The sequence below is a fragment of the Bradyrhizobium sp. 25ACV genome (genome assembly GCF_054863005.1).
The window spans coordinates 42757-69654 of the sequence record NZ_JAVAYO010000006.1; the positions used below are offsets into that span (position 1 = coordinate 42757).

The 26898-nt window shown below is 65.2% G+C and carries 23 protein-coding genes; 16 read left to right on the top strand and 7 right to left on the bottom strand.

The window, feature by feature from the left end; translation table 11 throughout:
• Position 1 precedes the first annotated feature (1 nt).
• Both trpC and moaC read left to right on the top strand, forming a co-directional pair.
• Positions 2 to 823 carry an indole-3-glycerol phosphate synthase TrpC gene (gene trpC, locus RAD04_RS15340; protein ID WP_461624439.1) on the top strand — a complete coding sequence of 274 codons (822 nt, stop codon included), beginning with the start codon at positions 2 to 4 and terminating at the stop codon, positions 821 to 823.
• A 1-nt stretch (position 824) separates the two neighbouring features.
• On the top strand, positions 825 to 1325 hold the full coding sequence (gene moaC, locus RAD04_RS15345) for a cyclic pyranopterin monophosphate synthase MoaC (RefSeq protein ID WP_461624440.1): 501 nt from the start codon (positions 825 to 827) through the stop codon (positions 1323 to 1325).
• A gap of 14 nt (positions 1326 to 1339) precedes the next feature.
• On the opposite strand, the gene RAD04_RS15350 is transcribed toward moaC, so the two are convergent.
• Complete coding sequence (locus RAD04_RS15350) at positions 1340 to 1933, bottom strand: CGNR zinc finger domain-containing protein (protein ID WP_461624441.1); 594 nt, start codon at positions 1931 to 1933, stop codon at positions 1340 to 1342.
• 139 nt (positions 1934 to 2072) lie between these two features.
• Here RAD04_RS15350 and RAD04_RS15355 point away from each other — a divergent pair, with 139 nt between their 5' ends.
• A complete protein-coding gene (locus tag RAD04_RS15355) occupies positions 2073 to 3488 on the top strand; it encodes an amidase (RefSeq protein ID WP_461624442.1) in 1416 nt (471 codons plus the stop codon).
• Positions 3485 to 4741 (top strand): MFS transporter, encoded by a 1257-nt coding sequence (locus tag RAD04_RS15360; protein WP_461624443.1) that lies wholly within the window; start codon positions 3485 to 3487, stop codon positions 4739 to 4741. Before RAD04_RS15355 ends, RAD04_RS15360 begins: the two co-directional genes overlap by 4 nt.
• Here the strand turns inward: RAD04_RS15360 and RAD04_RS15365 are convergent.
• Positions 4722 to 4886, bottom strand: coding sequence for a Flp family type IVb pilin (locus tag RAD04_RS15365; protein ID WP_461624444.1), 165 nt, complete (start codon positions 4884 to 4886; stop codon positions 4722 to 4724). The genes RAD04_RS15360 and RAD04_RS15365 overlap by 20 nt on opposite strands.
• A gap of 331 nt (positions 4887 to 5217) precedes the next feature.
• On the opposite strand from RAD04_RS15365, the gene RAD04_RS15370 reads away from it, so the two are divergent.
• Positions 5218 to 7950: a bifunctional diguanylate cyclase/phosphodiesterase gene (locus RAD04_RS15370; protein WP_461624445.1), complete on the top strand. Its 2733-nt coding sequence runs from the start codon at positions 5218 to 5220 to the stop codon at positions 7948 to 7950.
• Positions 7951 to 8040: 90 nt separating this feature from the next.
• Here the strand turns inward: RAD04_RS15370 and RAD04_RS15375 are convergent, their stop codons facing one another.
• The gene (locus RAD04_RS15375; RefSeq protein ID WP_104461553.1) at positions 8041 to 9378 is read right to left on the bottom strand and encodes a S41 family peptidase; all 1338 of its coding nucleotides are present in this window, start codon (positions 9376 to 9378) and stop codon (positions 8041 to 8043) included.
• Positions 9379 to 9731: 353 nt separating this feature from the next.
• Here RAD04_RS15375 and RAD04_RS15380 point away from each other — a divergent pair, with 353 nt between their 5' ends.
• From RAD04_RS15380 to RAD04_RS15410, 7 genes are all read left to right on the top strand, one after another.
• Positions 9732 to 10865, top strand: coding sequence for an alpha-hydroxy acid oxidase (locus RAD04_RS15380; RefSeq protein WP_461624446.1), 1134 nt, complete (start codon positions 9732 to 9734; stop codon positions 10863 to 10865).
• Between the two features lie 14 nt (positions 10866 to 10879).
• Positions 10880 to 11503 (top strand): HAD-IA family hydrolase, encoded by a 624-nt coding sequence (locus tag RAD04_RS15385; protein WP_461624447.1) that lies wholly within the window; start codon positions 10880 to 10882, stop codon positions 11501 to 11503.
• Positions 11504 to 11671: 168 nt separating this feature from the next.
• Positions 11672 to 11878, top strand: coding sequence for a hypothetical protein (locus RAD04_RS15390; RefSeq protein ID WP_091965798.1), 207 nt, complete (start codon positions 11672 to 11674; stop codon positions 11876 to 11878).
• 227 nt (positions 11879 to 12105) lie between these two features.
• On the top strand, positions 12106 to 13317 hold the full coding sequence (locus RAD04_RS15395) for a molybdopterin molybdotransferase MoeA (RefSeq protein WP_461624448.1): 1212 nt from the start codon (positions 12106 to 12108) through the stop codon (positions 13315 to 13317).
• Positions 13318 to 13493: 176 nt separating this feature from the next.
• Entirely contained in the window at positions 13494 to 14195 is a 702-nt protein-coding gene (gene lexA / locus RAD04_RS15400) for a transcriptional repressor LexA (RefSeq protein WP_404556652.1), read from the top strand.
• 576 nt (positions 14196 to 14771) lie between these two features.
• Positions 14772 to 15206, top strand: a complete 435-nt coding sequence (locus RAD04_RS15405) for a hypothetical protein (protein WP_028141557.1) — start codon at positions 14772 to 14774, stop codon at positions 15204 to 15206.
• A gap of 205 nt (positions 15207 to 15411) precedes the next feature.
• A complete protein-coding gene (locus tag RAD04_RS15410; RefSeq protein WP_461624449.1) occupies positions 15412 to 16353 on the top strand; it encodes a GAF domain-containing protein in 942 nt (313 codons plus the stop codon).
• Positions 16354 to 16362: 9 nt separating this feature from the next.
• Here the strand turns inward: RAD04_RS15410 and RAD04_RS15415 are convergent, their stop codons facing one another.
• From RAD04_RS15415 to RAD04_RS15430, 4 genes are all read right to left on the bottom strand, one after another.
• Positions 16363 to 18639: a ComEC/Rec2 family competence protein gene (locus RAD04_RS15415; RefSeq protein ID WP_461624450.1), complete on the bottom strand. Its 2277-nt coding sequence runs from the start codon at positions 18637 to 18639 to the stop codon at positions 16363 to 16365.
• A 96-nt stretch (positions 18640 to 18735) separates the two neighbouring features.
• The gene (locus tag RAD04_RS15420; protein WP_461624451.1) at positions 18736 to 18969 is read right to left on the bottom strand and encodes a DUF2171 domain-containing protein; all 234 of its coding nucleotides are present in this window, start codon (positions 18967 to 18969) and stop codon (positions 18736 to 18738) included.
• Between the two features lie 86 nt (positions 18970 to 19055).
• The gene (locus RAD04_RS15425; RefSeq protein WP_461624452.1) at positions 19056 to 19442 is read right to left on the bottom strand and encodes an SgcJ/EcaC family oxidoreductase; all 387 of its coding nucleotides are present in this window, start codon (positions 19440 to 19442) and stop codon (positions 19056 to 19058) included.
• 4 nt (positions 19443 to 19446) lie between these two features.
• Positions 19447 to 21123 carry a glutamine--tRNA ligase/YqeY domain fusion protein gene (locus tag RAD04_RS15430; protein WP_461624453.1) on the bottom strand — a complete coding sequence of 559 codons (1677 nt, stop codon included), beginning with the start codon at positions 21121 to 21123 and terminating at the stop codon, positions 19447 to 19449.
• A gap of 167 nt (positions 21124 to 21290) precedes the next feature.
• On the opposite strand from RAD04_RS15430, the gene gltX reads away from it, so the two are divergent.
• From gltX to RAD04_RS15450, 4 genes are all read left to right on the top strand, one after another.
• A complete protein-coding gene (gltX, locus tag RAD04_RS15435) occupies positions 21291 to 22718 on the top strand; it encodes a glutamate--tRNA ligase (RefSeq protein WP_461624454.1) in 1428 nt (475 codons plus the stop codon).
• Positions 22719 to 22864: 146 nt separating this feature from the next.
• Positions 22865 to 24169 (top strand): citrate synthase, encoded by a 1305-nt coding sequence (gene gltA, locus RAD04_RS15440; RefSeq protein WP_018320224.1) that lies wholly within the window; start codon positions 22865 to 22867, stop codon positions 24167 to 24169.
• Between the two features lie 192 nt (positions 24170 to 24361).
• Positions 24362 to 25540 (top strand): ROK family transcriptional regulator, encoded by a 1179-nt coding sequence (locus RAD04_RS15445; protein WP_461624726.1) that lies wholly within the window; start codon positions 24362 to 24364, stop codon positions 25538 to 25540.
• 57 nt (positions 25541 to 25597) lie between these two features.
• Positions 25598 to 26884, top strand: a complete 1287-nt coding sequence (locus tag RAD04_RS15450) for an ABC transporter substrate-binding protein (RefSeq protein ID WP_104461543.1) — start codon at positions 25598 to 25600, stop codon at positions 26882 to 26884.
• The last annotated feature ends 14 nt before the right edge of the window (positions 26885 to 26898 follow it).

Sequence of the window (26898 nt, forward strand, 5' to 3'; positions counted from 1 at the left end):
CATGTCGGACATCCTGACCAAGATCGAAGCCTATAAGCGCGAAGAGATCGCGGCCGCCAAGCGCGCCGAGCCGCTCTCGGCGGTCGAGGCGAAGGCCAAGGCGCAAGCCGCACCGCGCGGCTTCGTGCAGGCGATCAAAGCCAAGCACGCCCACGGCGATTACGCGCTGATCGCGGAGGTGAAGAAAGCGTCGCCGTCGAAGGGGCTGATCCGCGCCGATTTCGATCCGCCCGCGCTCGCGAAAGCTTATGAAGCCGGCGGCGCGGCCTGCCTGTCCGTGCTGACCGACACCCCCTCGTTCCAGGGCCATCTCGACTTCATGGTGGCGGCGCGTACGGCGACGGCATTGCCCGTGCTGCGCAAGGATTTCATGTTCGACACCTACCAGGTGGCCGAAGCGCGCGCGCATGGCGCCGACTGCATCCTGATCATCATGGCCGCGCTCGATGATGCCACGGCAAAAGACCTCGAAGACGCCGCGATCACCTACGGCATGGACGTGCTGATCGAGATTCACGACCGCGCCGAGCTCGACCGTGCGCTCAAGCTTCGCTCGCCGATGATCGGGGTCAACAACCGCAATCTTCGCACCTTCGAGACCACGCTCGCGACCAGCGAAACACTGGCGCCGCTGATCCCCGGGGATCGGCTGATGGTCGGCGAGAGCGGCATCTTCACGCCCGCCGATCTCGCCCGGCTCGAGCGCGTCGGCATGTCGACCTTCCTGGTCGGCGAGAGCCTGATGCGGCAGGCCGACGTCACCACCGCGACGCGCACGCTGCTCGCGCGCGAGGGTGCGGCGCGCGCGACGGGCACGCGCTGACATGGCGCGCAAGCCGGCCAAAAAAGCCGTCCCCGCCCTCACCCATATCGGCTCCTCCGGCGAGGCGCGGATGGTCGACGTGTCCGATAAGCCGGCGACCGAGCGGCTTGCAGTCGCGGAAGGCCGGGTCGTCATGACCAAGGCGACGCTCGATCTGATCGTATCCGGCAATGCCAAGAAGGGCGACGTGCTCGGGACCGCCCGCATCGCCGGCATCATGGCCGCCAAGCGCACCTCGGAGCTGATTCCGCTCTGCCATCCACTGGCGCTGTCGAAAGTGACGCTCGACATCGAGCCCGACGCAAAACTACCGGGCTGCCTCGTCCGCGCCAGCGTCAAGGTGACGGGTCCGACCGGCGTCGAGATGGAGGCCCTCACGGCCGTGTCGGTCGCCTGCCTCACCATCTACGACATGATCAAGGCGGTCGAGCGCGGCGTGCGCATTGAGGGCATTCATCTGGTCGAAAAGCTCGGCGGCAAGTCCGGCCATTACCGCGCCTGAATGCGCAATCCGCTCTATTTCGCCTCGCGCTGCCGCTCGCGATAAGCGCGCGTCTTCATCCGGTTGCCGCATAGCGTCGACATGCACCACCGCCGCGTCGACGGTTTCGACCGGTCGAAGAACACCCGGCGGCATTCCTCCGACGCGCACATCTTCAGCCGGTCCAGCGTTCCCACGAGAGTTGCGTCATGAAGCTCGATCGCGATGGCCGACAGGCCGGCAAGCGCATCCTCGCGCGCTGCTGACAGCGTTGCGCAACGGCCTGGGTGCGCCTCGACCCGCAACGGAAACGGCGCCAGCGCGTCATTGAGCGCGCCGAGAACGCTCTTGTTCCGGAGCCGCTCGCTCGGCTCACACTGCAGATAGGCACGCAAGGCCTCGCGCATCCTCAGCGCAGTCTCGAACATTGCGGGCGTGACATGGCTGCCCTTGGCGCCAAGGCCGCGTTCCCGCATCCAGTCTGCCAGGTCCTTCGGGCCACCGAGCTCATCGCTCTCCGGGTGCTCCGCGCCGAAATGCGTGAAGTGGCGAACATCGAGCGTGTTGGCGAAATCGTAGAGGTTCGCCAACGCGTCGGGAACCTGGAATTTGCGCGACTCTTTCGACATCGAAACACCAAAGATTTGAACACCAGTAAACCAGATTTACCGGTTGACAGCAAGCGACACCTGTATCTTATCTATACTGGTGTCGAACGATCCTTCGGGGTCGAGCGTCTCTGCAATCATCGGAATGGAGAATCGAGCCGTGACCGACGCCCTGCACTATCTCGAACTCACCACGCTCGCGGCACGCCTCAAGGCGCGCGAAATTTCGGCGCGGGAGGTGACGCGCGCGCAACTCGACCGGATCGATTCCATCGACCGCGATCTCGGCAGCTACGTTCACGTGATGGCGGAAACGGCTATGGCCGAGGCGGAAGCCGCGGACGCCGACATCGCGCAGGGCCGGTATCGGGGCCCCCTGCATGGCGTGCCGATTGCGCTCAAGGACCTGTTCTGGACCGTGGGCGTTCCGACGGCGGCAGGCACCACGCTTCATCGCGACTTTCGTCCCAATGAAGACGCAACCGTCGTGCGCCGGCTCAAGAACGCGGGCGCCGTGATCCTCGGCAAGCTGCAACTCACCGAGGGCGCTTATGCCGATCACCATCCGCTGGTGAAACCGCCGAAGAATCCGTGGAATGCGAGCTACTGGCCGGGTATTTCGTCCAGCGGCTCGGCGGTCGCGACGGCTGCCGGACTTTGCTTCGGCTCGCTCGGCTCCGACACCGGCGGCTCGATCCGCTGGCCCTGCGCCGCCAACGGCCTGACCGGATTGAAGCCGAGCTGGGGCCGCGTCAGCCGCCACGGCACCTTCGAGCTTGCCGCGACGCTCGACCATGTCGGACCGATCGGCCGCAGCGCGGCCGACGCCGGTGCGCTGCTCGACATCATCGCCGGACACGATCCGAACGACCCGACATCGCTGATCGATCCGGTGCCCGACTATCCGGCCGCCGCCGCACAAGACGTGCGGGGCTTGCGGATCGGCGTCGATCCTGCCTGGAACAGCGAGGACGTGGACGTTGGGACCCAGCGCGTGCTGGCGGACACCATCGGTGCTTTCCGCGCGCTTGGCGCCGACACCGTCAATGTCCGATTTCCCGACGTCACGCAGGCGATCGCCGACTGGACGCCGAACTGTGCGGTGGAAGCTGCGGTCGCTCATGAGGCGACCTATCCCGCCCGCAAGGATGAGTATGGTCCGATCCTCGCCTCCGTAATCGAGTCCGGCCGCGCTCTCTCTGCTCTCGATTATCAAAAGATCCTGCTGCGGCGACTGGCGCTACGCGGCCGGGTGACTGCGCTGTTCGAGACCATCGACCTGCTGCTGATCCCGGTGCACCCGTTCCCGCCAGTGACGCTTGCCATGATCCAGACGCTCGGCGAACAGCCGGATCTGATCGCGAAGCTGCAGCGCTACACCTGCCCGTTCGACATGACCGGTCATCCCACCATCACGCTGCCAGGTGGTGCGTCGGCGGACGGGCTGCCGATCGCGTTCCAACTCGTCGCCGCCCATCTCGGCGAGGCCACGCTCGTGCGCGCCGGCGCGGCCTTCCAGCGGGCCACGTCCTGGCATCGTCGCCATCCTTCCCTCACCTCGTGGAGGCAGCATTGACCATTCAATCCAAGCTCGCTCAGCGAAGCATTTTCCATGGCTGGTTCGTCGTCGCGGCGGCGTTTGCCGTCATGTTCGTCGGCTTCGGCTCCGCCTACACGTTCAGCGCATTCCTCGAGCCACTCCAGCGCGATTTCGGCGCCTCGCGCGGTTCGATCTCGCTGGTGTTTTCGATCGCGGGCTTTCTGTACTTCGCGCTCGGCCTCGTCAGCGGTCCCCTCGCCGACCGGTTTGGTTCGCGTCCGCTGGCCGTCGCCGGCATGATCCTGGTCGCGGTCGGACTCGCGGCCGCGAGCGCTGCCCGGTCCGTCGTCGAGGTCTATCTCGCCTACGGACTCGGCGTCGGCCTCGGCGTCGGCTGCGCCTATGTTCCTGCCATCGGCGCGGTGCAACGCTGGTTTGTCAGGCGCCGCGGCTTTGCCTCAGGGCTCGCGGTGAGCGGCATCGGGCTCGGTACGCTGGCGATGCCGCCGCTCGCCTCATTGCTGATCGCCTCGGTGGGCTGGCGCGGAGCCTATCTGGTGCTGGGCGCGATTGCGCTGGTGCTGGGCGGCGGGATGTCTCTGCTCATCGAGAACGATCCGAAGCACCGCGGCCTCGGCCCCGATGGCGATCCGCCTCGCGATGCGGCGGGCGCCAACAACGCCGGCGGCGCATCCGTGCGCGAGGCCATCCGATCGACGCGATTTGTCGCCCTCTATTTGTCGTGTCTGGTCTGCTCGTTCGGAGCCTTCGTCCCGTTCGTCCATCTCGTGCCCTACGCGCGCGACCACGGGGTCGCGGCGTCCTCTGCCGTGCTGCTGCTCGGCGTGATCGGGGCCGGTAGCACCGCAGGCCGCTTCTTTCTCGGCGCACTCGCCGACCGGATGGGCCGTGACCGCTCGCTGATCCTGGTCCTGACCGGAATGGCGCTCGCGATGGCGATCTGGGCCATTGCCGCTGATGTCTGGACCCTCGCCGCTTTTGCCTTCGCCTACGGCGTGTTCTACGGCGGCTGGGTCGCGGTGCTGCCCTCTGTGGTCATGGACTATTTTGGCGGACGCAATGTCAGCGGAATCATCGGCATTCTCTACACCAGCGTGGCGTTCGGCACGCTGATTGGCCCGAGTGCCGCCGGCTTCGCCTACGACGTCAACCACAGCTATACGATGCCGATCCTGATCGCTCCCGCCGCGAACGTCGTCGCGGCGCTGATCGTGGTGGCGATACTGGCACGTAGCGGAGCCCACGCGATCAGCGCAGTGACGCGCTGATCGCGGTGAATTTGCTGTTGAGCTTGGAGCCCATGCCGTTCACGACGGTGATGATGGCCAGCGCGATGCCGGCCGCGATCAGGCCGTACTCGATCGCCGTTGCCCCACGCTCGTCGGCAAGGAAGTCCTTCAGGGTGTTTTTCATCGTTGCGTCCTCTCTGTGTCGTCAGCAGGCATGTCGTCGTCAGCAGCAGGCATGTCGCAAATCACGTGCCAATGCCGACGCGAGGATCCCCAACACGTTAGATGGTTAGAACTTGGTTGATTGTGGCGTGGCCGGCAGGAATTGACCGGCACCCTCGAATGCTTTCGGCAATTCCTGCCCGCTGTATCGCGGACCTCGGTTGCATTTGCGCGCGACCGTTCACACAGCGTTAACCGCGCTTCCTAACTTCGCCTCCACACCGTTCCCGTAAACCAACGGGTGTCTTCGGGGCCAAGAATTGATCCTGACGTGTGCACGGCAATGATCCAGCATGATGACGAGATTCGGCAGTCGCCTCTTTGACCACGCCTTCGTGCGCAGCGGACCGATCCGCTGGCTGGTGGTGGGCGGCGCCCTGCTGATCGCGGCCATCGCCATTGGCTCGGTCCTGATGGCGCAGAATTTCCGCGAGCGGGCGCTGCGCAACTCCAGCCGCGAGCTGGAAAACACGGCGCTGCTGCTCGCCCATCATTTCGATCAGCAATTGCAGGATTTCGCGGTCATCCAGAAGGACTTCGTCGATCACGTCCGCACGACCGGAATCAGGACCGTGGAGGACTATCGCAAGCGCCTCGCCGACGAGGACGTCCACCGGATGTTGCGCTCGAAGATCGAGGCGCTGCCTTACATCGGCGGCGTCAACATCATCGATGCCGAAGGCAATCTGATCAATTCGTCGACAGCATGGCCGGCTCCGAAAGTGAACGTTGCCGACCGCGCCTATTTTCGCACCTTCAAATACGACCCCTATTCGCCTGATATCCTGATCGAGCCGTTGCACAGTCGCGTCTCCGGCGCCTGGACCGTCCTGATCGTGCGCAGGATCGTCGGGCCGAACGGCGAGTTTCTGGGTATCGTCGGGCGCGGCATCGAACCCGCCAATTTCGAGAAGTTCTTCGCCTCCGTCGTGCTCGGTGAGGGCGCGACGATCTCGATGCTGCATCGGGACGGCACGCTGCTCGCCCGCTATCCCCATTCCAGCGAATTAATGGGGCGGAATTTCAAGTCCGGCACGACTGCGCAGCAGAGAGTCTTCGACCTCGATCACTTCGCCGGACGATTCATGAGCCCCGTCGACGGCGAAGACAGGCTGATCTCCTCGCGCGCCCTGCCCCACTTCCCGATCCTGATGATGGCCACCACGACGCGCGCCTCCGCCTTGACGGACTGGCGCGAGCAGATCGGCATCCTGATCTCGGTGGCCGCCTCTTCCGCACTCGCCATCGCAGGCGTGCTGATCGCGGTCGTGCGCAAGCTTCTGGAGCAGCACCGCCTCTCGCGGGAGCGGCTGACGCTGGAAAAGCAGCGGCTCGATCGCGCCGTCAACAACATGACGCAGGGCCTCTTGCTGTTCGACGCCGAGCAGCGGCTGGTGGTCTGCAATCAGCGCTATCTCGAAATGTACGGATTGTCGGCCGAGATCGTGAAGCCCGGCTCGAGCTTCCACGACATCATCGCCCATCGCAAGGCGACCGGCTCGTTCACGGGGGACATCGACGACTATGTCGTGCGCGTGCTGAAGGGCATCCATACGCGCAATTCCATGGTGGTCGACACCTCCGATGGCCGCTCGATCCACATCCCCAACGAGCCGCTCACGGACGGCGGCTGGGTGGCGACCCATGAGGACATCACCGAGCGCCGCCGGATCGAGGAGCGCATCACCCACCTCGCCCATTACGACGCGCTGACCGACCTGCCCAACCGCACCATGTTCCACGAGCATCTGCGCGAAGAGCTGGCCGCAGTCGGCAACGACGAACAGATCGCGGTGCATTACATCGACATCGACGAATTCAAGGGCGTCAACGACGCGCTTGGCCATCTCGTCGGTGACGAGCTGTTGAAATCGATCGCCGGAAGCCTGCGCCGTTGTGCCGGCCCGGCGGATTTCGTGGCGCGGCTCGGCGGCGACGAATTCGCGATCGTCCAGAGCACGGTGACGTCGCTCGACCAGGTCAACGAGCTCGTCGCACGGGTCTTCGCCGCCATCCGCGCGCCGTTCGACTGCATGGGCCACCATCTCACCACCGACGCCAGCATCGGCATTGCGCTCGCGCCGGAACATGGCACGGCGCTCGACCAGGTCCTCAAGAACGCGGACATGGCGATGTACGCCGCCAAGTCCGCCGGGCGCCGCACCTATCGCTTCTTCGAGCCGGAGATGGATGCCAAGGTCCGCGAGCGCCGGCAGCTCGAGAGCGACCTGCGCCACGCCATCGCCCAAGGGGGGCGCGATGGCGGCCTCGAGGTCTATTACCAACCCTGCCTCAGCCTGAAGGATGATCGCATCACCGGCTGCGAGGCATTGGTGCGCTGGCGTCATCCCGCGCGCGGCATGGTCTCGCCGGCGGAGTTCATCCCCATCGCCGAAGATACCGGCCTGATCAACGAGATCGGCGAATGGGTGCTGGCGACAGCCTGCCGGGACGCTGCGAATTGGCCCGACGACATCCGCCTCGCCGTCAACGTCTCGCCGGTGCAGTTCAAGAGCGGCACGCTGGCGCTGAAGATCATGGCGGCGCTCGCTGCTTCCAACCTGCCGGCGAGCCGGCTCGAGCTCGAGATCACCGAGGCGGTGCTGATCCGCGACGACGACACGGCGCTGGCGATCCTGCACCAGCTCCGCGCCATCGGCGTGCGCATCGCCCTCGACGATTTCGGCACCGGCTACTCGTCGCTGAGCTATTTGCACCGCTTCCCGTTCGACAAGATCAAGATCGACCGCTGTTTCGTCGACGACATCGCCGGTCCCGACGGCTCGGCCAGCATCGTCCAGGCCGTCGTCAATCTGGCGGCCGCGCGCCGCATGACCACCACGGCCGAGGGCGTCGAGACCGAAGAGCAGCAGCGTCTGCTCCGCGCGCTCGGCTGTTCCGAGATGCAGGGCTATCTGTTCAGCGCCGCGAAGCCCGCCGACAAGGTGCTGGAGCTGTTCGCGCTGCATCGCAGCCGCCTCGCCCAGCGCGGCGGCGCGAAAGCCCGCCGCCGCGAGGCGAGTTAGGGCCGCCGCGGACACCGCTAAGGTCCCAAACGAAATCGCCCGGGAGCGGTCATCCACTCCCGGGCGATCAATGTCTGGGGGGCGTAAGACCTAGTTCGGCACTGCGGCCTTCGACGCGGGCTTTGCGGCCACCGCATTGGCGGTGACGCCGTGCAGGAAGTCGTACGCGGCATGCAGGGCCTTGTCGTCCTCCTCTTTCGGCGGAACGTAGGACTGCGATCCGGTCTGCTCGCCGCCCTCGCCGGCGGAGAGATGCCCGCGCATCTGGGACTCCGCCATGGTGTCCATGCGGCCCTTCAGCTCCGGCGGCACGTCCTGCAGGATCTCGATGTCGGGGGCGATGCCCTGGGCCTGGATCGAGCGGCCGGACGGCGTGTAGTAGCGCGCGGTGGTCAGCGCCAGCGCGCCATTGCCGGCACCGAGCGGAATGACCGTCTGCACCGAACCCTTGCCGAACGAGCGCGTGCCGATGATGGTCGCACGCTTGTGATCGTGCAGCGCACCGGCCACGATCTCGGAAGCCGAGGCCGAGCCGCCATTGACCAGGACCACCAGCGGCTTGCCCCTGGTGAGGTCGCCGCCATGCGCGGTGAAGCGCTGGGTCTCTTCCGGGCTGCGGCCGCGGGTCGAGACGACCTCGCCGCGCTGGAGGAAGGCGCTCGACACCGAGACGGCCTGATCGAGCAGACCGCCCGGATTGTTGCGCAGGTCCATCACGTAGCCGGTGAGCTTCTCCTGCGGCACCTGCTTGGAGATCGCGGCGATCGCCTTCTTCAGGCCGTCGGTGGTCTGCTCGTTGAACGAGGTGACGCGGATATAGCCGATGTCGCCGTTCTCGACGTGGAAGCGCACCGGGCGCACGTGGATGATCTCGCGCGTGATCGCGACGTCGAGCGGCGCGTCCGCGCCCTTGCGCACGATCGTGAGCTTGGTCTTGGTATCGACCGGGCCCTTCATCTTGTTGACGGCCTGCTCGAGCGTCATGCCCTGCACGGCCTCGCCGTCGATCTTGCTGATGAGGTCGCCGGACATCAGGCCGGCCTTCGAGGCGGGCGTATCGTCGATCGGCGAGACGACCTTGACGAGACCGTCTTCCATCGTGACCTCGATGCCGAGGCCGCCGAACTCGCCGGAGGTGGTCTCCTGCATCTCGGTCCAGGCCTTCGCGTTCATGTAGCGCGAATGCGGATCGAGCGAGGTCACCATGCCCGTGATCGCGCCTTCGATCATCTTGGCGTTGTCGGGCTTCTCGACATAGCTCGCCTTGACGCGCTCGAACACCGTGCCGAACAGGTTGAGCTGGGAATAGGCATCGTCCGCGCTCGCTGCCGCCCGTGCCGCCCATACACCACCGTGCGGGCTGGCGACCAGAAGGGTGAGACACGCTCCGGTGAGCGCGCCCAGAGGGAACAGCAGGGTTTTCCGCATGGATGGGCTTGCCTTTTTGCTTGGCGGTTCGCTTGAGCTTGCTTGGGCTCGTCTCTCGAGACTTGGGAAGCACACTTGGGAAGCGCCATGCAATTGGCGATCCAGCCCACTTCTCACAATACCATTCTGGTTTCTTCAAGGCCGGGACGCACCGCCGACCGGTACACCGCAGAAATCGCTTCGTTCGGACCTAAACTTTTGGCAACGTTGCAGGACTGGCCCGCCCCAAAGGTACCTAAAGGGGGAATCGGTGCGCCCGTCCACGCCGCGCAGCCATGCCATTTTAGGATGGTTTTGGAGCGCTGGACGGGTTAGGCGATGACACAAGGCTTCAAATTCTCGGGAGGATAACAATGAACGAAGCACCCCGGATCCGGCCGGAACGGAACGTCGAGCTCGGCGCCAGCAACGAGCCGTTCCAGAACCTGCACGAATTCATTCGGAAAGCGCGGGCCAACCTCAACCAGAACGCCTGGGATTACATCGTCGGCGCCGCCGAGACCGAAACCACGATGCGCCGCAACCGCATGGCGCTGGACGAGATCGCCTTCCGCCCGCGGGTGCTGCGCGACGTCCGCAAGGTTGACGGCTCGGTTCAGCAGTTCGGCCGCAAGATGCGCCTGCCGGTGGTGCTCGCCCCCGTCGGCGCGCTCGAGATCTTCGACCCGGATGGCGCGGCGAGCGTCGCGCGTGCTGCCGGCACCTTCGGTGCGGCGCACATGCTGAGCTCGGTGTCCGAGCCCGGCCTGGAGCAGACCGCCGAAGCCGCGCCGGATGCGCTGCGGCTCTATCAGCTCTATGTCCGCGGCGACGATGCCTTCGTCGCCGATGTCGTCAGCCGGGCCGAGAAGAGCGCCTATGCCGCCTTCTGCCTGACCGTCGACACCGCCCATTACAGCCGTCGTGAACGCGACATCGCCAAGCGCTACGTTCGCGAGAGCCGCCTGCGTGCCACCGGCGGCGATTTCCAGAAGGGCCTGGAGTGGCGGACCGTGAAGATGATCAAGGACAAGTTCAGGATTCCGCTGATCCTGAAGGGCATCGCCACCGCCGAGGACGCCCTGATCGCGGTCGATCACGGTGTCGAATGGATCTACGTCTCCAACCATGGCGGCCGCCAGCTCGACCACGGCCGCGGCGCCATGCATGTGCTGCCCGAGATCGTCGAGGCCGTGAAGGGCCGCGCCAAGATCATGGTCGACGGCGGCATCTGTCGCGGCACCGACATCGTCAAGGCGATCGCGGCGGGCGCGGACATGGTCGGCATCGGCCGGCTGCAATGCTGGGCGCTGGCGGCGGCTGGCGAGGCCGGCGTCGCGCGGATGCTGGAGCTGCTGGAGGACGAGGTGCTGCGCTGCCTCGGCCTTTTGGGCGCCACGTCGTTTGCCGAGGTCGACAAATCCTGCCTGCATCCGGTGACCGCCACCAACGCGCCGAGCGTGTTCAGCGCATTCCCGCTGTTCGACCATGATCCCTATCGATACTGAGTGAAAAGGACGCAATGACTTCGCTCTCTCCCGGCAGCGCAGATGCGCTGCTGTTCGATCTCGGGCGCGTGGTGCTCGACATCGATTTCTCCAAGGCGATCGCCTGCTGGGCGGGACATGCCGGCTGCCAGCCCGAATCCATCGTCGCGCGCTATGTGCGCGACGAGGCCTACCGGCTGCACGAGGTCGGCAAGATCAGCGACGAGGACTATTTCGCTTCGCTGCGTGCTTCGCTCGGCATCGGCATTTCGGACGCGCAGTTCCTGGAAGGCTGGAACGCGATCTTCGCCGGCGAGATGCCCGATATCGCCGAGCTGCTGCCGCGTGCGGCGAAGCAGATGCCGCTCTACGCCTTCTCCAACACCAACCGGCCGCATGTCGACTATTTCTCGAAGGAGTATGGCGAACTGCTCGGCCATTTCCGCGCGCTGTATCTGTCGTCCAGCATCGGCCTGCGAAAACCGGACGCGGAGGCTTTCGACCATGTCGTCGCCGCGATCGGCGTGCCCGCAGGACGCATCGTGTTCTTCGACGATCTCGCCGAGAACATCGAAGGCGCGCGGTCGCGCGGGCTGACGGCGGTGCATGTGACGTCGCCGCGCGACGTCGGGAACGCCTTGAAGGCATTGGGCATCTGACGATCTCCGCTCAGCGGGAGGCGCAACGTCGGGCAGCCTTCCCGGAACCAATTTTGCCCAAAATGAGGAACCAGAGCGTTTTGTGCATTTTTGTACGGAGTTCCGGGAACGGAATGACCCCTTCCGGACTCTTGAGTCCGTTGGGACTTCTACACCGGACTTATGGACGTGCTGGGCAAAACCTATCTCACCAAGCAAGCCTCTCTCCTGCTTGAATTCGCAAGAACCACCTCGGATTCTGACCTGTCCGCCAAGCTGATCAGCAAGGCCGCCGACCTGAAATCCCAGGCCGATCCGCTGCCCGACAAGGATCAAGGCCCGAAGGCTCCCGACGTCGCGCTGGACGACGGGCCGGACCGGCCGAGCGGGAGTTGAGCGATGTTGGCCGTGGCACTCGTCATTCTCGTCCTCACCATGGCCACCCTCCTGCTGATCGGTCTCGTTCTCTGGATCATGCCACGCCAGGCCTGAGCCTGCCTTCCATCCAGGGCTGAAAGCGGCAGGATAAATCGTGCCCGCTCCGCAATTTTGCCTCTGCTCCCGCGCTCGGTTAGAAGACTGTCGGAACATTTCGTCCGAACGTGCCGAGCAGGAGTTTCGCCGTGGCCTTGATGCCGGTTTCCGACGCCCTTGCTGCGGTGCTGGCGGGTGCAGCGCCGCTGCCTGCAGAGACGGTTTCGCTCGACGAAGCCTACCATCGCGTGCTCGCGCAGGACGTCGCTGCGCGGCGCACCCAACCGCCCCAGGCGATGTCGGCGATGGACGGCTATGCCGTGCGCGCGGCCGATGCGGCGACAATCGATTCAAGGCTGATGATGATCGGTGAGGTCGCAGCGGGCCGTCCGTTCGCGGGAAAGGTCGGCGCCGGCGAAGCCGTGCGGATCTTCACCGGGGGCGTCGTTCCCGACGGCGCCGATGCTGTCGTGATCCAGGAGGACACGATCGCCGAGGGCCAGCACATAACGATCAAGGAAGCCGCGATCGTGGGTCGGCACATCCGCCCCGCCGGCGTCGATTTCCGCGAGGGCGACGTTCTCCTGTGCAAGGGAACCCGTCTGACGGAGCGCGATCTCGCCCTCGCCGCTGGAATGAATCACCCGCTTCTCGCCGTCTGCCGCCGTCCGAAGGTCGCGATCCTCGCCACCGGCGATGAACTGGTGATGCCGGGCTCAACGCCCGGGCACGGCCAGATCGTCTATTCCAACGGCTATGCCCTGCACGCGCTCGCCCGCAGCGAGGGCGCCGAGACCATCGACCTCGGTGTTGCCGCCGATACGCTGGAGGCCACCACCGCCGGCATCCGCCGCGCGCGCGAAAGCGGCGCCGACGTCCTGGTTACGACCGGAGGCGCATCGGTCGGCGACCACGATCTGGTCCAGCAGGCGCTCAAGGAAGAAGGCATCGCGATGGCGTTCTGGAAGATCGCGATGCGGCCCGGCAAGCCGATGATGCACGGACGGTTAGGGACGATGGGCGTCATCGGCCTGCCCGGCAATCCCGTATCGTCCTATGTCTGCGCCTTCCTGTTCATGGTGCCGCTGATTCGCGCGCTGTCGGGCCGTTCGGTGATTCATCACCATCGCGAGCGCGTCGTGCTGGGCCGCGATCTCAGCGCCAACGACCAGCGCGAGGATTATCTGCGCGCGCGCCTGGAAAAGCGCGACGATGGCACGCTCGTCGCCCTTCCCGTCAGCCATCAAGACTCCTCTCTGCTTGCGAATCTTGCTGCAGCACAGGTACTTCTCGTGCGCGCACCGTTTGCGCCAAAGGCCGAGGCCGGCAGCCCCTGCGAGATGCTAAGGCTCCCCGTCTGACCTGCGCGGCCACACGCATTCCGCGAGCTTCGCTCTGTTCACGGTAAATTAAGCAGTTGCGGAACATGTATCGAACATATAGTGTCCGTTCATGATTTGTTTCGAGGATGTAGCGGCTTATCGCTGAATTCATCGTCTCGGAATCGAACGACATCAACCGGGGGACTTTGGTCGAGATGTTAACGCGCAAACAATACGAGCTTCTGCGGTTCATCAGCGAACGCTTGAAGGAAAGCGGCGTGCCGCCGTCCTTCGACGAGATGAAGGATGCGCTCGATCTGCGCTCGAAGTCAGGCATCCACCGCCTGATCACCGCGCTCGAAGAGCGCGGCTTCATCCGCCGCCTGCCCAACCGCGCCCGGGCCATCGAAGTGATCAAGCTGCCGGAGCTCCAGGCTGCCGCCGGCAACCGACGCGGCTTCACGCCAAGCGTCATCGAGGGCAATCTCGGCAAGGTCCGCGCGAGCTCCAGCGCGTCCGCGGACGAGGGCGAGCGGCCCGTTGCGGTGCCGGTGATGGGCCGCATCGCGGCCGGCACTCCGATCGAGGCATTGCAGACCCGCAGCCACACCATCAGCGTGCCGCCCGACATGCTCGGCTCCGGCGAGCATTACGCGCTCGAAGTGCGCGGCGATTCCATGGTCGAGGCCGGCATCCTCGACGGCGACATGGCGTTGATCCAGCGCAACGAGAGCGCCGATACCGGCGACATCGTGGTGGCGCTGATCGACGACGAGGAAGCCACGCTCAAGCGTTTCCGCCGCCGCGGCGCCTCGATCGCGCTGGAGCCCGCCAACGCCGCTTATGAGGTGCGCATCCTGCCGCCGAACCGCGTGAAGATTCAGGGCAAGCTGATCGGGCTTTATCGCAAGTACTGATACCGGAACTACTCATACCGGAAGTACTCAGCGCCTCGCGCGCGCCTTCGATCGGCATCGCCGATCAGAGATTGGAGCGGATGATGGTCCGCTCCGGCTGGATAGTCTTTCTGGTACTGCACAGATTATCTGGCCCCTCCTTGTCCGCGACATCCCCGGCAGGCCGCGCGAAGCAACATCGCTTCGCGGCCTTTCGAGGTCGAGGGGGACAGCCCGAATGCGCCAGATCGTTTGAGCGCAACCGCAGCAACGCTGGGCGCGTCATCATGTCGGCCAGGACACGGCCGTGATCTAGAAAATCCGCAACGACCGCGATGCAGCGCGTACACAGCCGAGCTGGCGATACTCGGGCTGGCTGGTTTCGCCGGTCGTTGACGCGCGCCTGCCAAATGCACGGAAGCCGACTTTGTTCCTATCGAATTCGGAAAAGATGGAAAAGATAATGTGATCGGGGCTCGCGGATCCCAGCCGCAGATTTGCCTACAACCAAGCAGACCGTCACGTGCTTCCACTCTGGTAGGGGCCTGCGCCTCCGAAAGAGGTGCGGGTCGCTATCTCTGCATTGAGGAGCACCCGATGTGTGACTACAGCCTGCATGCCGTCGCGACGCGCCCCGCAGAAGTCGGCGAGACGATCGTCACGACAACATTCCGCGGCACCTCGACGCGCGGCTTCGCCTCCGAAGCCGATCTCTCCGTCGCAGTCTGCCTGCTGCCGGGAACGGAGCTCGCTTTCGCCGACAACGTCCGTTACGACAACCGCTGGATCTGGACGCGCACCGTCAACTCCCGCGTCGGCAAGTTCGGCAAGATCGATCCGCACATTCCCGATCGCCATCATGATGCGATCGAATTCCCGGACGGCAAATCCGTGCTGGTGACGCAGCTCGTCGAAGGCCAGCGCGCAACCGTGCTGCAACTGCCCGTGACCCAGCCGATCGGCGAGCGCGAGCACAAGCCGCAGATCATCGCCGACAGTCGCCCGACGGTCACGCGACTGCCGATCGGCTGACGCCCTCCGGCCGACGGGTCGAGGGCCAGGATTGAAATGCCGTCGCCGGCCGAGGCCGGCGAGCCCGGTGGGTTTTTGTTTCACGAAATTCGAGCGGCGAACCTCGTCGCCGCACGAAGTTTGGGCCGTCCTGCCTGAATTTTGAACCTCCGCTCCGCAGCCAAATGACCGATGCTGTCGTGGTTTGAGGCGGCGGACACGCTCGATGAAAACCTTCATTCGCGTCGTTGAACTCTGGGTGCCTGACCGGACGCGCATGCGGCTGGAATTCGGCGGCGGCCTCTACGATGAAGGGCTGTCCGCGTTCAAGGCCTTCAGCGAAGAGCTGAACTTCGGATATGACGAGGGGCTTCCAGGCAAGGCCTGGGCCTGCGGCCATCCAATCATCCTCACGAAATTCGCCAACTCCTATTTCAAGCGGACCGATCAGGCCGTCGCGGCCGGCCTCACTTGCGGCGTGGCGGTGCCGGTGTTCGCAGGCGAATTCCTGCAAGCCGTGATGGTGCTGTTCTGCGGCGGCGACGAGGCGCATGTCGGCGCGATCGAACTCTGGCACAACGATCCTGATCTCTCCCACGAGATGGGCCTCGTCGACGGCTATTACGGCGCAGCTGACATGTTCGAATTCAACTCCCGCCACACCAGATTTCCTCGCGGCTTTGGACTGCCCGGACGCACCTGGAAGGCTGGCCTGCCGCTGATCATCAAGGACTTGCACGACGCCAAGAGCTTCCTGCGCTGGGAGGACGCAGCCAAGGTCGGGATCAATCTCGGCGTCGGCGTGCCCTACCGAACCGGCACCGACCAGACATGGGTCCTGACTTTCCTCTCCGCGCAGGCAACGCCGATTGCGCGGCGCTTCGAGATCTGGGTCCCGAACGAGGCCCGTTCCGCGCTGGTCTTTCGCGCCGGCGATTGCAGCGCGCACACCGACCCTGCCGCGCTCTATGCGACCAGATTCATCTCCCGAGGCGAAGGCAGCATCGGCGGCGCCTGGGCCACCGGCATGCCGGCGCTCAGCGACGATCTCACCCACGACGGCTCGGTCGCCGGCTCGGACGCCTGCGCAGCCGGGCTGGACCGAATGGTGGCCCTGCCAGTCATCGGCAACGCAAGGCTCGAAGCTGTGCTGGCCTGGTATCTGTAATCAATCGCGTCAATCGTCGGCCTGCAAGTCGGTCTCCGATGGCGTTGCGTCGCGGCTGCGGGGAGCCGCCCTCGGCACAAGCCTGCCGTCGAAGTCCCCTTCGCCCGCACCGGCCGGTAACCACGGGCGGTTCGTGCCTCTCGCCCTCACCGCCTGAACCGAAAAGCCGTCGCCACGCTGGGTCAATGCCAGCGCGCCCTGGCGAGCGAGCCGCTGCCGATCCACCACCATCGCCGCACAATCGGGCGGCGCGGGCCTTGACGTCACCACCAGTGCGGCCCGGCCGCAATCGTCGGCCAACGCGTCAATGCGCGAGGCCAGCGCGACCAGCCGTCCGTCCGCGAGCGGCGTCACGCAGCCGGACTCGTCGCACGATATGCCGCTCGCCAGCGCGCTGCTGCCGGCATCGCGCGGATCGGCGTCGGCAGACAACCACTCCTTGAGCAGGAAATTGTCCTTGCCCGCCCTGATCAGATGCAAACGCCCGTCCCCGCCCCGCACCGCGACGCTCGCGCCATCCCCGGCAATCAGGATATCGGGCTGCCGCACCGACAGCCCCCAGCCGATGGAAACCAGCAGCACCATGGCACCGCACCAGCGCAACGGCGTGCGCAACAGGCCCATCACGATGATCCCCAGGCTCGCTGCGATCAGCGGCGCGATGCCGAACGCCGGGATGCGGCCGACCGCGCCTGGCAATGCCGCCACCCAGCGCGAGACCGCGACCATCCAGTCGATCCCGATCCCCATCAGCCACCAGAACACGCCGTCGAGCCCGAACGGCGCTGCGAGCAGGCCCAACAGCCCGGCCGGCATCACCAGCGCAGAGACCACCGGCATCGCGCCGAGATTGGCGAGCACGCCGTAGGGCGTGACGCGGTGGAAGTGGAAGGCGGCGTAGGGCGTGGTCGCAAGCCCGGCGATCAGCGAGGCCAGGAACAGCATCGCGATCTCGCGGCCGCCCCACATTGCGACGCGCGCGGTCGCCGAATGATCGGGTGAGGCAAACAGGTTCGGCATGCCGATCTGTACCAGCGCGACGAGACCCAGCGTCGCGGCAAAGGACATCTGGAAACTCGGATGCACAAGCGCTTCCGGCGCGACCGCGAGCACGATCAGCGCCGCCACCGCGAGCGTACGGAAGGTGATGGCGCGGCGATCGACCATCACGGCGATCAGCACCACCGCCGTCATGAAGAACGAACGTTGCGTCGCGACCTCCGCGCCAGACAACAGCAGATAGAATGCAGCCGCGACCAGCGCCGCGGCCGCCGACCATTTCTTGATGGCAAAGCCGGCCGCCAGTCCCGGGACCAAGGCCAGCAGTGCGCGCACCGCGAAGAAGACCACGCCGGCGACGACCGCCATGTGATAGCCGGAGATCGACAACACGTGCCCCAGCCCCGAGATGAACATCGCGTCGTTGACCGGCGTGGAAATCGCATCGCGCCGCCCGGTGAGCAGCGCCGTCGCGATCGCGCGGTTGTCACCCTCGAGCATGGCGCGGATGCGGGCGTCGATCGCATCGCGCAGGCCCTGCATGAAGGCCGCATAGCGCAGCCGCAGGCCCCCGGCATCGGGCGAGATTGAAGCCGTGATCGCGCCCATCACGAAGCCGGAGGCGCCGATGCCCTGAAAGAACATATCGCGCGAAAAATCGTAGCTGCCGGGGCGCACCGGCGAGAGCGGCGGCATCAGCCGGGCCTTGAGCTGCACGAAGCTGCCGACCTCGGGCGCAGTGCCCTTGCGCACCGACAGGCGGACGCGTTCCAGCTTGACCTCGCTGCGCTGCGCCTCCATGGCCGTGACGCGCAGCACGAAACGATCGGTGCGCTCGCGGATGTCGCGGGCCTCGACGAAGCCCGACAGCGCCACCGAATAAAGCGGCTTGGCCAGCACGGGGTGGGCGATGCGCGCCGTCTTCCAGGTCGCCACGGCAAAGCCGGAAGCGACCGCCGCAATCATGATCGCAGGCGCAAACAGCCGGCTCCTCCGCAATAGGATCGCGCCAAGCAGGAGCACGGCCGCCGTTGCTGCGACGACCCATAACACCGGCTCGTGATCAGCAGCGAAGTAGAGCGCGATGCCGCCGCCGAACGCGACCGGCACCCACGGCAGCAGGCGCCCGGGACCGGCCTCGGCACGGGCCCATTCACGCAGCGTCTCGATGATTGCCGGCCAGGCGCCAAAGCCCGCCGGCGCGAGGCCGCCAGCCGGTGCAGCACGGCCGACCGGCCACGTCCCGGCGACTCCCTGGGAGCGTATTGGCCGGCCCGGCTCCGCCATGTCCCTGCACCTTACGCGACGCGACTGGCACTGAGGCTACCGGAACGTGCGGCTCCGCGAATAGCGGTACAGATCGGGAACGCGAGAAGGCGCCCCCTACTTTTCCTCTTCCATGGTCACGGCGACCGACGCCTTGGCAGACAGCCGCACCTTGTTGCCGTCGACATCGGCAACGAGACCCTTGTCGATGAAATGATGATGGCCCTTGTGGCTGCCCTCGCCGCTGTCCTTCTTGGTCAGCTTGATGCGGTTGCCTTCGACGCGATCGACCGTGCCGACATGGACGCCGTCGGCGCCGATGACTTCCATATGTTCTGCGATGTTCTGCATGGTGGGTTCCTTGGTTCGGACCCACTCCAACGCACTGGGCGCACGTTCGTTCTCACACGGGGATGACGATGCCGTGTGCGAAGCGCTCAGATCAGCGGCGCTTTCGCCGAAGCGTGGTGATTGACGATCTTCCAGTCGCCGTCCTCGCGGACGATCACCCAGCTCATCTTGACGACGAGATCGTCCCGCTCGCCGGCGAGATCGAACGAGATGGTCGCGGCCATATTGATCAGATCGGGGCCGGCCTGCGCTGCGTTCACGTCGGAGAACGCAGCGCTCGGCCTGCGCCAGCGCGGCAGGCCGTTGAAATAATCGGCAACGCCGTCCCTGCCCCGATAGAGTTTCGGGTTGGAGCCGAAGAAGAACGCGTTGTTCGTATACAGCGACGACAGCGCGGCCGCGTCGAGCGTCGCGAAGCCGGCGCACCATTTCGCGATGATGGCGGAAACGATGGCGTCGGCTTCATTGCTCATGTCGTCAGCCCTTCGCGACTTCCTTCGCGAACGTGTCGCGCAGGCCGATGGTGCGTGAGAACACCGGCTTGCCGGGCGTCGAGTCCTTGTCGCGCACGAAATAACCCTGGCGCTCGAACTGCATCGGCTCGGTCGAATTGCTCTGTGCGACCGATGCCTCGATCCGCGCGTCGGCGAGGATCTCGAGCGACTGCGGATTGAGATCGGCCGCGAAGTTTTGGGCGTCCGGGCTCGGATTGGCGAACAGCTGGTTGTAGATGCGGATCTCCGCGGGCACCGAATTCGCTGCCGGCAGCCAGTGCATCGTCGCCTTGACCTTGCGGCCGTCGGGCGCGTTGCCGCCCTTGGTCGCGGGGTCATAGGTGCAGCGCAGCTCCACCACCTCGCCCTTGTCGTTCTTGATGACGCCGGTGCACTTGACGAAATAGGCGTAGCGCAGCCGCACCTCGTTGCCCGGCGACAGGCGGAAGAACTTCTTCGGCGGGTTCTCCATGAAGTCGTCCTGCTCGATATAGAGCTCGCGGCCGAACGTGATTTTCCGCGTGCCCGCCGAGGGATCGTCCGGGTGGTTGATCGCCTCGAGCTCCTCGGTCTGCCCTTCCGGATAGTTCTCGATCACCACCTTCAGCGGCCGCAGCACGCCCATGCGTCGCTGCGACGTGCGGTTCAGCTCCTCGCGGATGCAGAACTCGAGCATGCCGACGTCGACCACGCTGTTGGCCTTGGCGACGCCGATGCGCTTGATGAATTCGCGCAGCGCGGCCGGCGGCACGCCGCGGCGGCGCATCCCCGCCATGGTCGGCATGCGCGGATCGTCCCAGCCGGCGACATGGCCGTCGCGGACGAGCTGGGTCAGCACGCGCTTGGACAGCAGCGTATAGGTGATATTGAGCCGCGCCATTTCGTACTGATGCGGCTGCGAGGGAACCGGCAGCTTCTCGATGAACCAGTCGTAGAGCGGCCGGTGGTCCTCGAACTCCAGCGTGCAGATCGAATGCGTGATGCCCTCGATCGCGTCCGACTGGCCGTGGGCATAATCGTAGCTCGGATAAATGTGCCACTTGGTGCCGGTGCGCGGATGATGCGCATGCAGGATGCGGTACAGCACGGGGTCGCGCAGATTGATGTTGCCCGCGGCCATATCGATCTTGGCCCGCAGCACCCGCGTGCCGTTCGGGAATTCACCGGCCTTCATGCGGCGGAACAGGTCGAGGTTTTCGTCCACACTGCGGTCGCGGAACGGCGAGTTCTTGCCGGGCTCGGTCAGCGTGCCGCGCGCGAGGCGGATCTCTTCCTGGGTCTGGTCGTCGACATAGGCGAGCCCCTCGCGGATCAGCTGCTCCGCCCATTCGTACAGGCGGTCGAAATAGTCCGAGGCAAAGAACAGGTTCTTGCCCCAGTCGAAGCCGAGCCAGCGCACATCGGCCTGGATGGAATCGATATATTCCTGCTCTTCCTTGACCGGATTGGTGTCGTCGAAGCGGAGATGGCAGCGGCCCGGAAACTCCTGGGCGATGCCGAAATTCAGCGCGATCGACTTGGCATGGCCGATATGCAAATAGCCGTTCGGCTCCGGCGGGAACCGGGTCACGATCTCCCTGTACTTGCCCTGGTCGAGGTCGGCCTGGATGATGTCACGAATGAAATCGCGCCCAACCTCAGCTGCCACCGGTTCTGTCATTACGAAAATCCTGTCGGGAAATCAGCGGTTCTTCTGCCAAATTCGGAAGGCTGAGCCAAGAGCTTAAGCAAGGCCTTGAGCGCGGCCCGGCAGGTCCGCCGACGGGCTTTGTTTATGTCCCGTTCCTGCTATACACCACCGCCTCCAAAGCATAGGCCCTGCCAAGAATGACCGATTCCGTCGTCACGCGCTTCGCTCCCTCGCCGACCGGCTTCCTCCATATCGGGGGCGCCCGCACCGCGCTGTTCAACTGGCTGTACGCGAAGAAGCACGGCGGCAAGATGCTGCTCCGGATCGAGGACACCGACCGTGAGCGCTCCACCGAGGCTGCGATCGGCGCCATTCTCGACGGTCTGAAATGGCTGGAGCTCGGCTGGGACGGCGAGGTCATCTACCAGTTCAGCCGCGCCGCGCGCCACCGCGAGGTCGCCGAGCAGCTGCTCGCCGACGGCAAGGCCTATCGCTGCTATGCGACCGCCGAGGAACTCGCCGCCATGCGCGAGAAGGCGCGCGCGGAAGGGCGCACCCGCCTCTATGACGGCCTATGGCGCGACCGCGATGCCGCGACAGCCCCGTCCGACGTCAAGCCGACGATCCGCCTGCGCGCGCCGCAGACCGGCGAGACCGTGATCGAGGACCAGGTCCAGGGCCGCGTGGTCTGGCAGAACGAGAACCTCGATGACCTCGTGCTTTTGCGCGGCGATGGCAACCCGACCTACATGCTCGCTGTGGTGGTCGACGACCACGACATGGGCGTCACCCATGTGATCCGCGGCGACGATCATCTGATCAACGCCGCGCGCCAGAAGCAGATCTACGATGCGATGGGATGGGCTCTGCCGAGCATGTCCCACATCCCCCTGATCCACGGCCCGGACGGCTCGAAGCTCTCAAAGCGCCATGGCGCGCTCGGCGTCGATGCCTACCGCGCCATGGGATATTTGCCGGCCGCGCTACGCAATTACCTCGTCCGGCTCGGCTGGAGCCATGGCGACCAGGAGATCTTCTCGACCGAGGAGATGATCGCGGCGTTCGACCTCGCCAGCGTCGGCCGTGCCGCCGCCCGCTTCGATTTCGCCAAGCTGGAAAACCTCAACGGCCACTACATCCGCCACGCCGACGATCAATCACTCGTGAAGATGTTCGAGGACGTGCTCGACCATCTCGTGCCCGCACGCGACGAGATTAAGGCCAAGTTAAACGACACCACGCGCGCCCAGCTTCTCAAGGCCATGCCGGCCCTGAAGGAGCGCGCCAAAACGCTGATCGAGCTGATCGACAGCGCTTATTTCATCTTCGCCGACCGGCCGCTTGAGCTCGATCCCAAGGCACAAGCGCTGCTGACGCCCGAGAACCGCAAGCTGATCGGCCAGCTTCATTCCGCGCTGGAGAAAGTCGAGACATGGAGCGGCGTCACCACCGAAGCTGCGCTACGCGCTTTTGCCGAGGAAAATAGTCTCAAGCTCGGCGCGGTCGCCCAACCCTTGCGGGCCGCGCTGACCGGGCGGACGACGTCGCCTGGTATATTTGAGGTTTTGGACGTCCTGGGACGCCAGGAAAGCCTCGGCCGGCTTAAAGATCAGTCTACGACGTAAGTCGAGCATGCGTGCGGTGATCTTGCAGCGCACACAGCAATAATATACCCATCTCCCCCGTACCTTCTGGAACATCCGGCCTGCCCCATCATCTCGCAAGGGGGCCTCCGGCTCCGGCCCGCTTCACATTTCATCGGGGACCTACGATGGACGCAAAACCGAGCAATAAGACCGCTACGCTGACGGTCGGAAACAAGAACTACGATCTCCCGATCCACAGCGGCAGCGTCGGGCCTGATGTCATCGATATCGGCAAGCTCTACGGCCAGTCCGGCCTGTTCACCTACGATCCCGGCTTCACCTCCACCGCGAGCTGCCAGTCCAAGATCACCTATATCGACGGCGACGCGGGCGTGCTGGAATACCGCGGCTACCCGATCGAGCAGCTCGCCGAGAACGGCGACTTCCTCGAGACCTGCTATCTCCTGCTGTTCGGGGATCTGCCGACCGCTGCGCAGAAGAAGGATTTCGACGACCGCGTGACCCATCACACGATGGTGCACGAGCAGATGGCCCGCTTCTTCCAGGGCTTCCGCCGCGACGCCCATCCGATGGCGATCATGGTGGCTGCGGTCGGCGCGCTCGCCGCGTTTTATCACGACTCCACCGACATCAACGATCCGAAGCAGCGCATGATCGCTTCCATGCGCATGATCGCCAAGATCCCGACGCTGGCGGCGATGGCCTACAAGTACACGGTCGGCCAGCCCTTCGTGTACCCGAAGAACTCGCTCAAGTTCGCCGAGAACTTCCTGCACATGTGCTTCGCCGTGCCGTGCGAGGACTACAAGATCAACCCGGTGCTGGCTGACGCGCTGGACAAGATCTTCATCCTGCACGCCGACCACGAGCAGAACGCCTCGACCTCGACGGTGCGCATCGCCGGCTCGTCCGGCGCCAACCCGTTCGCCTGCATCGCCGCCGGCATCGCCTGCCTGTGGGGTCCGGCGCATGGCGGCGCCAACGAAGCCGCCCTCGCGATGCTCGCCGAGATCGGCTCCGTGGACAAGATTCCCGAATTCATCGCCAAGGTGAAGGACAAGAACTCCGAAGTCCGCCTGATGGGCTTCGGTCATCGCGTCTACAAGAACTACGATCCGCGCGCCAAGATCATGCAGAAGATGTGTCACGCCGTGCTCAAGGAGACCGGCCATGGCGACGATCCGATGCTGAAGGTGGCGCTCGAGCTCGAGAAGATCGCGCTCAGCGACCAGTACTTCATCGACCGCAAGCTCTACCCGAACGTCGACTTCTATTCGGGCATCACGCTGAAGGCGATGGGCTTCCCGGTCTCGATGTTCACCGTGCTGTTCGCGGTCGCCCGCACCGTCGGCTGGATCAGCCAGTGGAGCGAGATGATCGAGGACCCGCAGCAGAAGATCGGCCGTCCGCGCCAGCTCTACACCGGCGTCACCCGGCGCGATTACGTCGCGATCAAGGATCGCAAGTAAGATCCAAGCCGTTACGGCTTTCGAAGCGGCGCCATCGCAAGATGGCGCCGTTTTTGTTTGCGAAACCGGGTCGAACAACTCGCCCTCTTGCTGCCGCGCACAACAACAAGTCCACGCCTGCGGCCGCAAACGCCTTGACAGTCAGAGCGCTCCGCGCGCAAATTCTTACACTAAGTAAGAATGACGACAGGGATGGAAATGCCGGAGCAGCCGAGAAGTCGGCGGCAGACGCGCGCTGCCATTTTGACTCACCTGCTCCAGTCGGGCGGCTCGTTTCGCCCGCCGCTGGCCAAGGCCGTGCGCCTGTCCGAAGCGAGCCTGTCGCGCATCCTGCTTGACCTGAAGGCCGAAGGCCTGATCGCGGAAGTGCGGCGCCCTGCCCCTTACGTCGGCGGTCCGACCGGCCTCGTGTCGCTCGATGGCTCGGTCGCCCTGGCAGCCTTCGAGCTGACCGCTCAGCACCTCAGCCTCGGCGTCGGCGGCCTGTCGGGCGAGCTGCACTACACCGAGCGCGTGCCGCTGCCGAAGACGCCGACCGTCGAGACCGTCGGCCGGGCGTTTCGCGAAGCGATGACATTGTTGCGCGACTGGACGCGGCGGCGCCGCGTCGTCCTTTCGCAGGTCGGCGTCTCCATTCCGGGCCTCGGCCGGCTCAGCGCCGCGGGCAATCCCATCATTCCCTGTGACGTCGGGCGCATCAGCGACATGTTCGGCGAGATGTTCGCCGACGTGCCCGTCGAATTCACCAATTCGGTCGTGGCGCACGCCACATTCCATCGCTGTCGCACCGAAAACTATCCATTCAATGACACGCACCTGTTCGTCTTTGTCAGCCATGGCGTTGCCGGCGCCTGGATGGATGATCCCGTCGAGACCGACGCGCTCCAGCCGATCGAGCTCGGTCACATGGTGTTTGGTGAAGGGGGGCCGCGCTGTCGCTGCGGCCACCTCGGCTGTGTCGAGGCTTATACTTCGCTTCCGGCGCTGGCCGAGCTTCTCGGCGTGCCCGAGCCGGAGTTGCTCCAGCTCGGCAGCGATTGGGTCAGCGCGATCCCGATCTCCTCGCGCGTGCGTCAGGAGCTGCGGCATCGCCTGTATCGCCTTGGGCTTGCGATCGGCAACACCCTGAACGTCAAGCCCTGTCACGGCGTCGCCATCTCCGGCTGGCCCTCGCTCCTTGCGGAAGGCGATCGGAAAGCACTGGTCGACGGCGTCGATGCCTGCCTGCTCGGCGGCCGCAAGCATGCGCAGGTGTCGCTCGCTTTCGTGCCGCCGTCGAACGGCAATGATCCCAGGGCCGCGCTGGCCTTCGCCGCGTTCTGCCTCGCCTGCCGCGGCGGCATGCCGGCCGCGTCGACGGAGGCCGCCTGAGATGGCCTGAAGCTGCGCGGCTCGCGCGCAAGAGAGTTCACACCGGGAGGAACTGCCATGCCGATCACGACAACAAGGCGCCGTCTGCTCGCTGGATCCGTTGCCACGCTCGCACTGCCGGCCTTTGCCCGCGCGCAAGGCGCGGTCAAGCCGCGCCTGACCGCGATCTCGCAATGGTCTGCGGGCAGCGACGGGGCGGCCATCACCGCACTCGGCAAGAAGTTCGAGGAGAAAGGCGGCGTCTGGCAGCACTCGCCCGTCCCCGGTTTCACCACCGAGATGATGAACAAGCTGCGCGCCCAGATCATGGCCGGCGATCCACCGGCCTGCTCCCAGCTCAAGGGTCCCGAGATTGCAGCCTGGTCGAAGATTGCCCCGACCGTCGATCTCGACGCCGTCGTCGCTGCCGCCGGTTACGAAAAGGTGGTCGCGCCAGACCTTGCGAAATTGCACAAGCCGGGCGGCAAATGGATCGCACTGCCTTTGCAGATCTACAGCACCAACATGCTGTTCCTGTCCAAGCGCGCGATGGACAAGGCCAAGGCCGACAAGATCCCCGTCACATGGGCAGACTTCAACGACCTCGCCGACAAGATGAAAGCAGGCGGCGTCCCCTATCCCGTCGCCAACGGCGGCACCCGCCCCGACGACGGGCAAAAATTCGAGGCTGCCTTGGCCGGCATCAGTCCCCTCGCATACCGCGCCGCCATCATGAATCTCGAGAAGAAGGCCCTGGAGGGCCCTGAGATCAAGGCTGCGTTCGCGCAGGTGCGCAAGATCGCCGACTGGATGGACCCCAATGTCGGCGCCCAGCACTTCTCGACCAATTTGAAGCGCTTCGTCGACGGCGACATGGGCATGATGATCATGGGCGGCTGGGCGCAGGGCGTATTGCGCAATGCCGGTTTCAAGTTCGAGGACTTCATGATCGCGCCAGGCCCGAGCGACAACAGCAAGCCGGTGTTCCTGTTGAACGCCGACGCCTTCATCTTCTGGCAGCGCAAGGAGCCTGACCTGCAAGCCGGCCAGACCCTGATGGCCCAGCTCGTCATGGATCCGGCGATCCAGACCATGTACTCGCAGATCACGGGATCGATCCCCGTACGCACCGACGTCGATCTGTCCGGCGAGGGCTGGTCGGACGGTCAACGGCGGACCGCGGCAGCTCTGAAGGACGCCATCGCCAGCAACCAGGCGGTCCTGAGCCTTGCGCACAACATGGCGCAGGAGAACGGCATGACCGCCGCGATGATCGACGTGATCACGGAGTACGTGAAGAACAAGACGATCAAGCCCGAGCAGGCGGCCACCCGCCTCGCCGAGGCCGTCGAGGGCGCGCGTTGACCAATGCCGCCGCG

What these genes read in the sequence shown, in the direction of transcription:
- trpC (WP_461624439.1), top strand. Translation starts at nt 2, where the DNA reads ATGTCGGACATCCTGACCAAGATCGAAGCCTATAAGCGCGAAGAGATC.
- moaC (WP_461624440.1), top strand. Translation starts at nt 825, where the DNA reads ATGGCGCGCAAGCCGGCCAAAAAAGCCGTCCCCGCCCTCACCCATATC.
- RAD04_RS15350 (WP_461624441.1), bottom strand. Translation starts at nt 1,933, where the DNA reads ATGTCGAAAGAGTCGCGCAAATTCCAGGTTCCCGACGCGTTGGCGAAC.
- RAD04_RS15365 (WP_461624444.1), bottom strand. Translation starts at nt 4,886, where the DNA reads ATGAAAAACACCCTGAAGGACTTCCTTGCCGACGAGCGTGGGGCAACG.
- RAD04_RS15370 (WP_461624445.1), top strand. Translation starts at nt 5,218, where the DNA reads ATGATGACGAGATTCGGCAGTCGCCTCTTTGACCACGCCTTCGTGCGC.
- RAD04_RS15375 (WP_104461553.1), bottom strand. Translation starts at nt 9,378, where the DNA reads ATGCGGAAAACCCTGCTGTTCCCTCTGGGCGCGCTCACCGGAGCGTGT.
- RAD04_RS15380 (WP_461624446.1), top strand. Translation starts at nt 9,732, where the DNA reads ATGAACGAAGCACCCCGGATCCGGCCGGAACGGAACGTCGAGCTCGGC.
- RAD04_RS15385 (WP_461624447.1), top strand. Translation starts at nt 10,880, where the DNA reads ATGACTTCGCTCTCTCCCGGCAGCGCAGATGCGCTGCTGTTCGATCTC.
- lexA (WP_404556652.1), top strand. Translation starts at nt 13,494, where the DNA reads ATGTTAACGCGCAAACAATACGAGCTTCTGCGGTTCATCAGCGAACGC.
- RAD04_RS15405 (WP_028141557.1), top strand. Translation starts at nt 14,772, where the DNA reads ATGTGTGACTACAGCCTGCATGCCGTCGCGACGCGCCCCGCAGAAGTC.
- RAD04_RS15410 (WP_461624449.1), top strand. Translation starts at nt 15,412, where the DNA reads ATGAAAACCTTCATTCGCGTCGTTGAACTCTGGGTGCCTGACCGGACG.
- RAD04_RS15415 (WP_461624450.1), bottom strand. Translation starts at nt 18,639, where the DNA reads ATGGCGGAGCCGGGCCGGCCAATACGCTCCCAGGGAGTCGCCGGGACG.
- RAD04_RS15420 (WP_461624451.1), bottom strand. Translation starts at nt 18,969, where the DNA reads ATGCAGAACATCGCAGAACATATGGAAGTCATCGGCGCCGACGGCGTC.
- RAD04_RS15425 (WP_461624452.1), bottom strand. Translation starts at nt 19,442, where the DNA reads ATGAGCAATGAAGCCGACGCCATCGTTTCCGCCATCATCGCGAAATGG.
- RAD04_RS15430 (WP_461624453.1), bottom strand. Translation starts at nt 21,123, where the DNA reads ATGACAGAACCGGTGGCAGCTGAGGTTGGGCGCGATTTCATTCGTGAC.
- gltX (WP_461624454.1), top strand. Translation starts at nt 21,291, where the DNA reads ATGACCGATTCCGTCGTCACGCGCTTCGCTCCCTCGCCGACCGGCTTC.
- gltA (WP_018320224.1), top strand. Translation starts at nt 22,865, where the DNA reads ATGGACGCAAAACCGAGCAATAAGACCGCTACGCTGACGGTCGGAAAC.
- RAD04_RS15445 (WP_461624726.1), top strand. Translation starts at nt 24,362, where the DNA reads ATGGAAATGCCGGAGCAGCCGAGAAGTCGGCGGCAGACGCGCGCTGCC.
- RAD04_RS15450 (WP_104461543.1), top strand. Translation starts at nt 25,598, where the DNA reads ATGCCGATCACGACAACAAGGCGCCGTCTGCTCGCTGGATCCGTTGCC.